We start from the raw sequence: 9,958 nt of genomic DNA, 5'->3' as shown, positions 1-9,958 counted from the left end.
CATCGCCTACCTGCTGTTCACCTCGGGCAGCACCGGCCAGCCCAAGGGCGTGATGGTGGCGCACCGCAATGCCGTGCCCTACGTCGATGCCATGGTCGAGCGCTACGCCGTCACCGAGCACGACCGCTTCTCGCAGACCTTCGACCTCACCTTCGACCTTTCGGTGCACGACATGTTCGTCACCTGGGAGCGCGGCGCCTGCCTGTGCGCGCCGACCAGCGCGCAGAAGATGTTCCCCGGCAAGTACATCACCGACTGCGGCATCACCATGTGGTTCTCGGTGCCCTCGACCGCGGTGCTGATGAACCGGCTGAAGATGCTCAAGCCGGGCAAGTACCCGCAGCTGCGCTTCAGCCTCTTCTGTGGCGAGGCGTTGCCGGTCGAGATCGTGCAGAAGTGGGCCGAGGCCGCGCCCCAGTCCGTCGTCGAGAACCTCTACGGCCCGACCGAGCTCACCATCGCCTGCACGCTCTACCGCTGGAACAACGAGACCTCGCCCGCGCAAAGCGCCTTCGGGGTCGTGCCCATCGGCGAACCCTATCCCGGCATGAAGGTGCTGGTGGCCGACGAGCAGCAACGCGAAGTGGCGGTGGGTGAATCCGGTGAGCTGCTCATGACTGGCCCGCAGCTCACGCTCGGCTACTACAAGGATGCTGCGCGCACGGCCGCGGCCTTCATCACGCCGCCCGGCCACAGCGAGGTGTACTACCGCACCGGCGACCGCGTGCGCCGCCCGGCACCCGGCGAGCCCATGGTCTACCTGGGCCGGGTGGACAACCAGATCAAGATCCAGGGCTACCGCGTCGAGCTGGGCGAGGTCGAGGCCATCATGCGGCAAGAGGCCGGTGTCGACGTGGCGATCGCCGTCGGTTGGCCCGTCACCGCCAGCGGTGCCGATGGGATCGTGGGCTTCCTGGGTGCGGACACGGCCGACACCGCCGCCATCCGCGAGCGCGTGATCGCGCGCCTGCCGCCCTACATGCACCCGAGCGATCTCCGTCTGGTGTCGGAGTTCCCCCTCAACGCGAACGGAAAGGTGGATCGCAAGGCCTTGCTCGCCACGCTGGCGCAGCAGGCCGAAGCGGTTCAGTGAGCACGATGAGCCCACCCGACATCACCGTACCGGGCAGTCTCTCCGGCCCGGCCCTTCCTCTCGGGCCGGCACCCGCCGACGGCCACCTGCTGCGCGTGCTGGGTGTGCCCGTGACCGACGTGTCGATGGAACACGCGCTGGGCCTGCTGCAAGACATGCTGCACGAGCAGCCGCCGCGTGCGCATGCCATCTACTTCGTCAACGCGCACACGCTCAACAACGCGTGCGACCGCCCGGCCTACCGCGGCGTGCTGCAGTCGGCCGACCGGGTGTTCGGCGACGGCACCGGCGTGCGCTGGGCCGCCCGCCTGCTGCACGGCGTGTCCCTCAAGGACAACGTCAATGGCACCGACCTCGTGCCGCTGATGTTCTCGCGCTGGGCCAACCGGGGGCTGCGCTACTACCTGCTGGGCAACACGCCCGAGCGCATCGAGCGTGCTGCGGCCTATGCGAAGCGGGCCTTCCCGGGCTGGGAGTTGGCCGGCTGCCACCACGGCTTCCTCGGTCCCGACGACCACGATGCAGTGATCGACAAGATCAACGCCTCCGGCGCACACATGCTGCTGGTGGGCATGGGCAACCCCAAGCAGGAGCAGTGGATCCACGACCACCTGCCGCGCCTGCAGGTGCCGCTGTGCCTGGCCACCGGCGGCTTGTTCGACTACTGGGTGGGTGACCTCGTGCGCGCGCCGCGCTGGGTGCGCCGCATCGGCTACGAGTGGCTGCACCTGCTGAGCCGCCAGCCCCACAAGGCCGGCCGCTACCTCATTGGCAACCCGAAGTTCCTGCTGCGTGTGGTCCGCAACATGTTCACGGGAAAAGACAGGATGGTTCAGTCATGACGGTTTCCTTGCACCGCTGGGTGGTCAAGAAGGCCGCTCGCGTCGCGATGGTGGTGGGCAGCTTCATCAGCGGCTCGCTGGCCTTGCGCAAGCTGGCCGGCCGCGGCCCGACCATCCGTGTGCTCACCTACCACCGCTTCGGCGATGCGGTGCGCGACCCTTGGTGCGTGAGCGCCGCGGCGTTCGAAGAGCAGATGCGCTGGCTGGCCGAGCGCAAGCTGGCCGTGTCGCTGGATGATGTGGAGCGCTTCGTGCGTGGCGAGATCGAGCTGCCCGATGGCGCTGTGCTGGTCACCATGGACGACGGCTTCAGCAGCGTCCTGCACATCGCCGCGCCCATCATGCAGCGCTACCGCATCCCTTCGGTGGCCTACGTGACCACCAGTTTCGTGGGTACGAACAGTGTCTCGGGCGAGCGCTACCTCACCTGGGAAGAAGTGCGCAGCCTGCCGGCCGCCGGCGTGACGGTGGGCTCGCATGCGCACACCCATCGCTCGGTGGCCAAGCTCAGCCCCCAGGCGGCATACGAGGAGGGTGAGCGTTCCAAGCAGCTGCTGGAGTTGCACCTGGGCGCGCCCATCAAGTCCTTCGCCTACCCCTTCGGCATGCGCACCGACGAGAGTGCGGCCACGGCCAAGATGCTCACCGAGTGTGGCTACACCTCGATCTTCATTGCCCAGCATGGCACCCTGCGCCCCGGTGCCGACCTCGCGCGCCTGCCGCGCGTCAAGGTCGAAGGCGGCGAGCCACCCTGGATGTTCAAGCTGCTGTGCCGCGGTGGCATGGATGGCTGGAAGCTCTTCGACGACACGCTGTGGAAGCTGCAGCGCCCGGCGCCGGCCGAGCAGGCCCCTTGATGACCGAGTTGGCGGGTGGCGTGGCCGTCGTCGTGATCGGCCGCAACGAGGGCGAGCGGCTGCGTGCCTGCCTGAGCTCCGTGGTGCGCTTTGCCAAGCTGGTGGTCTACGTCGACTCCAACTCCACCGACGACTCGGTGGCCATGGCCCGCGGCATGGGCGTCGACGTGATCGTGCTGCCGCGCGATGTGGCCTTTACCGCGGCCTTGGCGCGCAACGCCGGCTGGCGCCGCGCGCGCGAGATCGCGCCGCAGGTGGAATACCTCCAGTTCGTCGATGGTGACTGCGCCGTGGTCGATGGCTGGATCCCGCTCGCCCACGAGTTCCTGAGCACGCACCCCGATGTCGTCGCGGTGTGTGGCCGCCGCCGCGAGCGCTACCCCGAGCGATCCATCTACAACACCTTGTGCGACATGGAGTGGGCCACGCCCATCGGCGAGGCCAAGGCCTGTGGCGGCGACGTGATGATGCGCGCCGCCGCGCTGGAGGCCGTCGGCGGCTACCGCGACAGCCTGATCGCCGGCGAAGAACCCGAGCTGTGCGTGCGCCTGCGTGCCCGAGGCGGGCGCGTGTGGCGGCTCGATGCCGAGATGACCCTGCATGACGCGGCGATGACACGCTTTCGCCAATGGTGGAAGCGCTCGATGCGTGCGGGCTTTGCGTACGCCGAAGGGGCGCACTTGCACGGTGCCGCACCAGAGCGGCATTGCGTGCGCGCTTCTCGCCGCGCGTGGGTGTGGGGCCTGGCGGTTCCACTGGCGGCGGTGTTTGCCGCCTTGCTGTGGAGCCCGTGGGCGCTTGCCGCGCTGCTCGTCTACCCGCTGCAGGTGCTGCGCCTTTACATGGGCTTCGGCGGGCCGCTGAAGGCCCGCGCGGCGCGGGCCTTGTTCACCGTGCTCGGCAAGTTCGCCGAGGTCAGCGGACAGCTCAAGTTCGTCATGCAGCGTTTGAGCGGCGGACCTGCTCGCCTCATCGAATACAAGTGACAAATGACGTGCAGCCCCCGTGTGTTTTGCACACACGGGCGGGCCTGCATTCGGGGGGGAACCCCCTCGTTTCGGCCGCGCTGCGGGGGCGGTTTCAACAGGGCGCGGGATAAACTCGCTGCGCTTCAAACAGCCCAGCAAGGAGTGAGTGCATGTCCCATGAAGACCTGAGCCGAGAAGACGAAGTCGAAGGCTCGTCGGATCGCTCGTTCGGCCTGGTGTTCGCTGCGGTGTTCCTCATCGTGGCGCTGCTGCCGCTGTTGCACTCGGGCGCGGTGCGCTGGTGGTCGGTGGGCGTGGCGGGCGCGTTCGCCGTGGTGGCCCTCGTCATCCCACGTGTGCTGGCCGTTCCCAACAAGCTGTGGATGAAGCTCGGCCTGCTGCTGGCCAAGGTGGTGAGCCCGATCGCGCTGGGCATCCTGTTCTACCTCGTCTTCATGCCGGTCGGCCTCGTCATGCGCATCGCGGGCAAAGACCCGCTGCGCCTGCGCTTCGACCCTACCGCCAAGTCGTATTGGATTCCGCGTGACCCGCCCGGGCCGCCGCCGACGTCCATGACCAACCAGTTCTAAGAACTTAGGAACCAATCATGTCGATGATCAAAGAACTCTGGGCGTTCCTGCGTGTGCGCAAGAAGGTGTGGATGTGGCCCATCTTCGGAATGATGGCCCTGCTCGGCCTGCTGATCGTTCTGGCCAAGGGCTCCGCTGTGGCGCCGTTCATCTACACGCTGTTCTGACGTAGCACGACCGATGCGCATCCTTGGACTATCGGCCTACTACCACGACAGCGCCGCAGCACTGAGCGAAGACGGCGCCATCGTCGCCGCGGCCCAGGAAGAGCGGTTCACCCGCAAGAAGCACGACTCTGGCTTTCCCACCCATGCCATCAACTACTGCCTCGAGGCAGCAGGCACGAGCATGGCGGGCATCGACCGGGTCGTGTTCTACGACAAGCCCTTCCTGAAGTTCGAGCGCTTGCTGGAAACCTACCTCGCCTTTGCGCCGCACGGCTTCAAGTCGTTCCGCATGTCGATTCCGCTGTGGTTGCGAGAGAAGCTCTTCCTGAAGGATTTGCTGCTCAAGGCCATCAAGAAGATGGACACAAAGGGGGGCTGGAACGGCGAGCTGCTCTTCAGCGAGCACCACCTGAGCCACGCCGCCAGCGTGTTCTTCCCTTCACCCTTCGAAGAGGCCGTGGTCCTGACCATGGACGGCGTGGGCGAATGGGCCACCACCTCGGTGGCCATCGGCCGCGGCCACACGCTCGAGGTGCAGAAGGAGATCCACTTCCCGCACTCGCTCGGCCTGCTGTATTCGGCTATGACGTACTACACCGGGTTCAAGGTGAACTCGGGCGAATACAAGGTCATGGGCCTCGCGCCCTACGGTGTGCCGAAATACGTCGACCTGTTCTACAAGCACCTGATCGACGTCAAGCCCGATGGCTCGTTCCGCATGGACATGAGCTACTTCAACTACGCCACCGGCCTGACCATGACGAACGACAAGTTCGCCAAGCTGTTCGGCGGCCCGGCACGCAAGGCCAGCGAGCCGCTGACGCAGCACCACATGGACCTGGCCGCGTCGCTGCAGGTCGTGACCGAAGAGATCGTGCTGCGCCTCACCCGGTCGCTGCGCCAGGAGACCGGCATCAAGAACCTGTGCCTCGCCGGCGGCGTGGCGCTCAACTGCGTGGCCAACGGCAAGGTGTTGCGCGACGGTGCCTTCGACAAGATCTACGTCCAGCCCGCCGCGGGTGATGCCGGCGGAGCGCTGGGTGCGGCCCTGGTCGGTTACCACATGCAGCTCGGCCAGAAGCGGGTGGTCAACGGCGACGCGATGAAAGGCTCCTACCTGGGTCCGCAGTTTGCCCAGGCCGACATCGAGGCCCGCCTGAAGGCGGCGGGCGCGCGCTTCGAGACCCGCGATGACGCGGCGCTGATCAACGGCGCGGCCGAAGACCTGTCGCAAGGCAAGGCTCTGGGCTGGTTCCAGGGGCGCATGGAGTTCGGCCCGCGTGCGCTCGGCAACCGCTCGATCCTGGGTGACCCGCGTTCACCGTCGATGCAGAAGACGCTCAACCTCAAGGTCAAGTACCGCGAGTCTTTCCGCCCCTTCGCGCCTTCGGTCCTGCGCGAGAAGGTGGCCGAGTGGTTCGAGCTCGACGGCGACAGCCCCTACATGCTGATGGTGGCCGACGTCGTCAAGTCGCGCCGGCTGGAGATGACGCCCGAGCAGCAGAAGCTCTTCGGCATCGACAAGCTGAACGTGCCGCGCTCCGACATCCCGGCGGTCACGCACGTCGACTATTCGGCGCGCATCCAGACGGTGGAGAAGGACGTCAACGCCCGCTACCACGCCCTGATCTCGGCCTTCGAGAGCAAGTCGGGTTGCCCGGTGCTGGTGAACACCAGCTTCAACGTGCGCGGCGAGCCCATCGTCGGCACGCCGGAAGACGCCTTCCGCTGCTTCATGGGCACCGAGCTCGACGTGCTGGCAGTGGGCAACTGCTACCTGCGCAAGGAAGACCAGGACCCGGCGCTGAAGCAGAACTACGAAACCGCGTTCGAACTCGACTGAGAAAGTGGGCAGCCCCATGAAGGCCAGGTTGCAGTCTTTGGCCGTCGCCCTGGTGGCGATCGCCGTCTCCGTTCTGCTGGCTGAAGGGGCGGCGCGCCTCGTCATCGACCCGGCCGACTTCCTCAACGTCACGCCGGTGCCTGACGAGAAGCTCGGCCACAAGCTCACACCCGGTGCCAGCGGGCACGATGCGCTGGGCTTTCGCAACCGCGAGGTTCCCAAGCAGGCCGACACCGTGGTCATCGGCGACTCGATGACCTACGGCTCCGGTGCGCCGCGCGAGACGGCCTGGCCGCAGCAGCTGGGCGAGCTGCGCCACGAGACGCTCTACAACATGGGCATGGGCGGCTACGGGCCGCTGCAGTACCTGGAACTGGCACGAACCCAGGCCAAGACCTTCAAGCCGCGTCACCTGGTGGTGGGCTTCTATTTCGGCAATGACCTGCTCGATGCGCACATCGTTGCGCATGCCCTGCCGTTCTGGGCTTCCTGGCGTGTGGGTGATGTGGCCGCAGCCACCGTGGCACCGGCCGGCGTGGCCGAGCCCAAGCGCCGCTTTGGCGCTCTGCGCGAATGGCTGGCCCACCACAGCCTGCTCTACGGGCTGTTGCGTGCGACGGTGTTCGCCCCCTTCGCCGTGGCGGAGCAGAAGAACATGGCGCAGCAGGTGTCGCTCGACCACCGCATGAGCTGGTCGGACCCGGCCGCGCCCGAGGTCAAGACCGTGTTCACCGCCTACGACCGCACCTGGGTGCAAGACCTGTCGCAGGCCAATGTGCGTGAAGGCATGCAGATCACCCAGCGCGCCTTCGCCGCCATCAAGGACGAGGCCGACAAGCAGGGCGCCGACCTGCTGGTGGTGCTGATCCCCACCCGCGAGCGCGTCTTCTGCCCCTACCTCAAGGCCAGCGGCGCGCAGCTCCCCGCCGCTCACCTGAAGGTCTGCGACCTCGAAGAAGTGGCCAAGGCCGAGCTGGTGCAATCCTTCCAGGCCAAGGGCATCCGCTACGTGGACACGGTGGGTGCGCTGGAGGCGCAGGCTACCAAGCATGTGCAGATCTATCCGCCCACGTCCGATGGCCACCCCACGGCACTGGGCCACCGCGCGATCGCCGAGGCCGTGCTCGCTGCGTCCAGCCAACCGGCATCTGCGCCGTTGAAGGCAGCGCCGTAGCCCGAGACTGCCTCAGCGCAGCGCGCGCTCGAGCAGCCCCATGCCCTCGTCCCAGGCCTGTGCCACCGGCGCGAGCGCCGCAGCGGCATCGAAGGCGCGCTTGGCGTTGACCACGCGCGCGACCTTCAGGATCAGCGACTTGCACTCCTGCGCGATCACGTCGAATCGATCGGCTGCGGCTTCCAGGTCTGCGTGACCCTGGGACCCCAGCCAGCGCAGCTGGTTCGACGCCAGCTCGAAGGCGGCCCCCAGCTGGCGCAGCGTGGTGAAGGCCCAGGCGTGGTAGTGCGCCATGCCGCGCGCGTGAAGCTCGGGCAGGTCGGCGTCGAAGCGCGTCGCGAAGCGTGAGACGGGGTTGCTCACTGGCCTCAGTGCGAAGTACTCGCGCAGCATTTGCAGCGAGGCCTCGGCGAGCTCACCCGGCGGCCGGCGCACCAGGCGGTCGATGCGGATCAGTTCGGCAAACAGCGGCAGCGCCGTGGGCCGCGTCGGTTCGTCGAGGGCGAACAGCTGGCGGAAGTCTTCGCCTTCCAGCTTGAAGTAGCTCGGGCCATGGAAGTAGCCCAGGCGCTGGGCGTCGAGGTCCAGGTCGTTGAGCACGATGGTCGTCTTGACGTGCTGGTGCCGGTAGTCGGTGCCCGCCGTGTCGGGCAGCCAGAACGAGTCGGCCTCGGTGGCGATCAGCTTGCCGGCGGCCAGGTGCTCGGCCGCGTGGTCAATCAGCGGGCGCCAGACGTTGAGCTCCTGCACATCGACGCCGTAGAGCGTGCGCAGCTCGGTGTGGGGCGGCTTGAAGAAGGTCCAGTGGTCGCCTTCGAAGTCGACCGCCAGCGTGAAGGCCATCGCTGCCGCCGGCTCCAGCTTGAGCGCGTGCAGCAGTTCGATCCAGACGTCGACGTAGCAGTTCTTCTCGAACCACACCGCCTGCTCGGAGTGCATGGCGTGAGGCCGGTACGTCGCAGCGTCGAGCTCCGGCAAGGCCCGGTGCCGGCCGCTGCGCACCGGTGTCGTCGTGCTCACAGTGCCAACTGCTCCCGCACGGCCTGCGGCCAGGCCTTGGGGGCAAACCCGTGGTGCTTGAAGAGGGCGAGCGTCACCCGCTCCAGGCCGAAGCCCAGGCAGGCGGTGCTGGCCACGCCACCGTCGTGCGTGCGGATGTCGAACTTGCTGCCGAAGTTCTGCTGGTGGTAGTTGAATGAGCACACCGCCGTGGGCGCCTCGAGCGAGATGACGGGCACCAGCACCTCGAACTTGAGTTTCTGCTCGATCTGGCTGGTGGCGAGCATCTTGCCGGCACGCCCGAAGAACGGGTCGGACGCCACATCGGAGCGCGCGGGCAGCCCGAGCGAGGTGAGCAGGTCCAGCCCGCGTTGCAGCCACATGTCGCGCCAGGTGACGACCTGCTCGGCGCTGCCCGCGCGCACGTACTCGCGCACCCGGAAGGCCTGCATGCGCGTGGGCTCGCGCGAGGGTTCGTTGCGGTAGACCCAGGCGGCCTGGAGCGTGACCAGGCGGCCCTCGGGCGGCAGGGTGCCGGTGAGGCCGGGGTAGATGGGGTAGCAGGCGGCCGGGTTGAGCGTGACGCCGGTCTGCGTGAGCAACTCACCCCAAGGCTGGCCGTTGGCGGCGCGCTCGGCCAGGGCGAGGGCCTGCAGCGCATTGCCCGAGAAGCTGTGGACCGCACCGCACAGGTGGGGAAAGGACTCGAGGTAGTTCACCTTCTCCAGCAAGGCCCGGTCGATGATGGGCGGGTGGTTCTGCCGCTCGGCGCCATCGTCGCGTGCCAGCTGGTCCACCCGTGCATTGAAGCCTTCGAGCACGGCCTCGAAGACCGGGCCGCGGCCGAAGGCGCCCAGCGCCGTCGAGGGAATGATCAGCCCGTGTTCGACCAGCCCGGCGTAGAACGACTCGATGTCGTAGGTGGCCGCCGTCATGACGCGTCTTTGTAGACCAGCAGCATCGAGGCGCTCTTGGATGCGATGCGTTCGTTGGAGATCATCAGCGAGGCCGACAGCACGTCGCGGTAGTGGCGGCCCAGGCTGAACGGCGTGTCGTTCTTGTAGCCCAGCACGCCCAGGATCTGCAGCGCCCGGTGCACGATCTGCGGTGCCGCCTCCGAGCAGGCGATCTTGAGGTTGTTGAGGCGCAGCGCCCAGCCCATGCCCAGCAGTTCCTGCTCGCCGGTGGGGCTGGCCACGGTGTCGTCGAAGGCTTGTGCTGCGGACTGCCATTGCTGCCGCATGGCCTGCAGCTGGGCCGACACCTCGGCCAGACGTGTGGCGGTGGGCGGCACGGTGCCAGGCTTCTTGCGCGCCTCGCCACGCACGTAGGTGGCGGCACGCCCCACCGCATCGGCAGCGATGCCCCACCACAGGGAGGACCACAGGATGTGGGAATAGGGAACCATGGTCTGCGCCGAGCTGT

Annotated in this window: 11 protein-coding genes; 8 read left to right on the top strand and 3 right to left on the bottom strand. The window is 67.4% G+C overall.

The window, feature by feature from the left end; all coding sequences use genetic code 11:
• The 8 genes from VFL64_RS21130 to VFL64_RS21095 all read left to right on the top strand — a co-directional run.
• The coding region (locus VFL64_RS21130) for an AMP-binding protein (protein WP_489542356.1) at window positions 1-1,093 on the top strand (1,093 nt) is incomplete at its 5' end.
• A gap of 5 nt (window positions 1,094-1,098) precedes the next feature.
• Window positions 1,099-1,935 carry a WecB/TagA/CpsF family glycosyltransferase gene (locus VFL64_RS21125; protein ID WP_489542355.1) on the top strand — a complete coding sequence of 279 codons (837 nt, stop codon included), beginning with the start codon at window positions 1,099-1,101 and terminating at the stop codon, window positions 1,933-1,935.
• A complete protein-coding gene (locus tag VFL64_RS21120) occupies window positions 1,932-2,792 on the top strand; it encodes a polysaccharide deacetylase family protein (RefSeq protein ID WP_489542354.1) in 861 nt (286 codons plus the stop codon). The genes VFL64_RS21125 and VFL64_RS21120 overlap by 4 nt, the downstream gene beginning before the upstream one ends.
• Entirely contained in the window at window positions 2,792-3,778 is a 987-nt protein-coding gene (locus tag VFL64_RS21115; protein WP_489542353.1) for a glycosyltransferase family 2 protein, read from the top strand. The genes VFL64_RS21120 and VFL64_RS21115 overlap by 1 nt, the downstream gene beginning before the upstream one ends.
• 152 nt (window positions 3,779-3,930) lie before the next feature.
• Window positions 3,931-4,350 (top strand): SxtJ family membrane protein, encoded by a 420-nt coding sequence (locus VFL64_RS21110; RefSeq protein ID WP_489542352.1) that lies wholly within the window; start codon window positions 3,931-3,933, stop codon window positions 4,348-4,350.
• Between the two features lie 17 nt (window positions 4,351-4,367).
• A complete protein-coding gene (locus VFL64_RS21105) occupies window positions 4,368-4,517 on the top strand; it encodes a DUF5989 family protein (RefSeq protein WP_489542351.1) in 150 nt (49 codons plus the stop codon).
• A 13-nt stretch (window positions 4,518-4,530) separates the two neighbouring features.
• Window positions 4,531-6,360 (top strand): carbamoyltransferase family protein, encoded by a 1,830-nt coding sequence (locus tag VFL64_RS21100; RefSeq protein ID WP_489542350.1) that lies wholly within the window; start codon window positions 4,531-4,533, stop codon window positions 6,358-6,360.
• A gap of 16 nt (window positions 6,361-6,376) precedes the next feature.
• Entirely contained in the window at window positions 6,377-7,534 is a 1,158-nt protein-coding gene (locus tag VFL64_RS21095) for an SGNH/GDSL hydrolase family protein (protein ID WP_489542349.1), read from the top strand.
• A gap of 12 nt (window positions 7,535-7,546) precedes the next feature.
• Here VFL64_RS21095 and VFL64_RS21090 read toward each other — a convergent pair whose 3' ends face one another.
• The 3 genes from VFL64_RS21090 to VFL64_RS21080 form a co-directional block, all read right to left on the bottom strand.
• Window positions 7,547-8,554: a DUF1839 family protein gene (locus tag VFL64_RS21090; RefSeq protein WP_489542348.1), complete on the bottom strand. Its 1,008-nt coding sequence runs from the start codon at window positions 8,552-8,554 to the stop codon at window positions 7,547-7,549.
• Entirely contained in the window at window positions 8,551-9,468 is a 918-nt protein-coding gene (locus tag VFL64_RS21085) for an amino acid--[acyl-carrier-protein] ligase (protein WP_489542347.1), read from the bottom strand. The genes VFL64_RS21090 and VFL64_RS21085 overlap by 4 nt, the downstream gene beginning before the upstream one ends.
• On the bottom strand, window positions 9,465-9,958 hold a 494-nt coding region (locus tag VFL64_RS21080), incomplete at its 5' end, for an acyl-CoA dehydrogenase family protein (RefSeq protein ID WP_489542346.1). The genes VFL64_RS21085 and VFL64_RS21080, both read right to left, overlap by 4 nt.

Source organism: Rhizobacter sp. (genome assembly GCF_035702065.1).
Classification (GTDB): domain Bacteria; phylum Pseudomonadota; class Gammaproteobacteria; order Burkholderiales; family Burkholderiaceae_C; genus Rhizobacter.
Note: the sequence above shows the minus strand (reverse complement) of the source record. Positions and strands in the feature narration are given on the sequence as shown.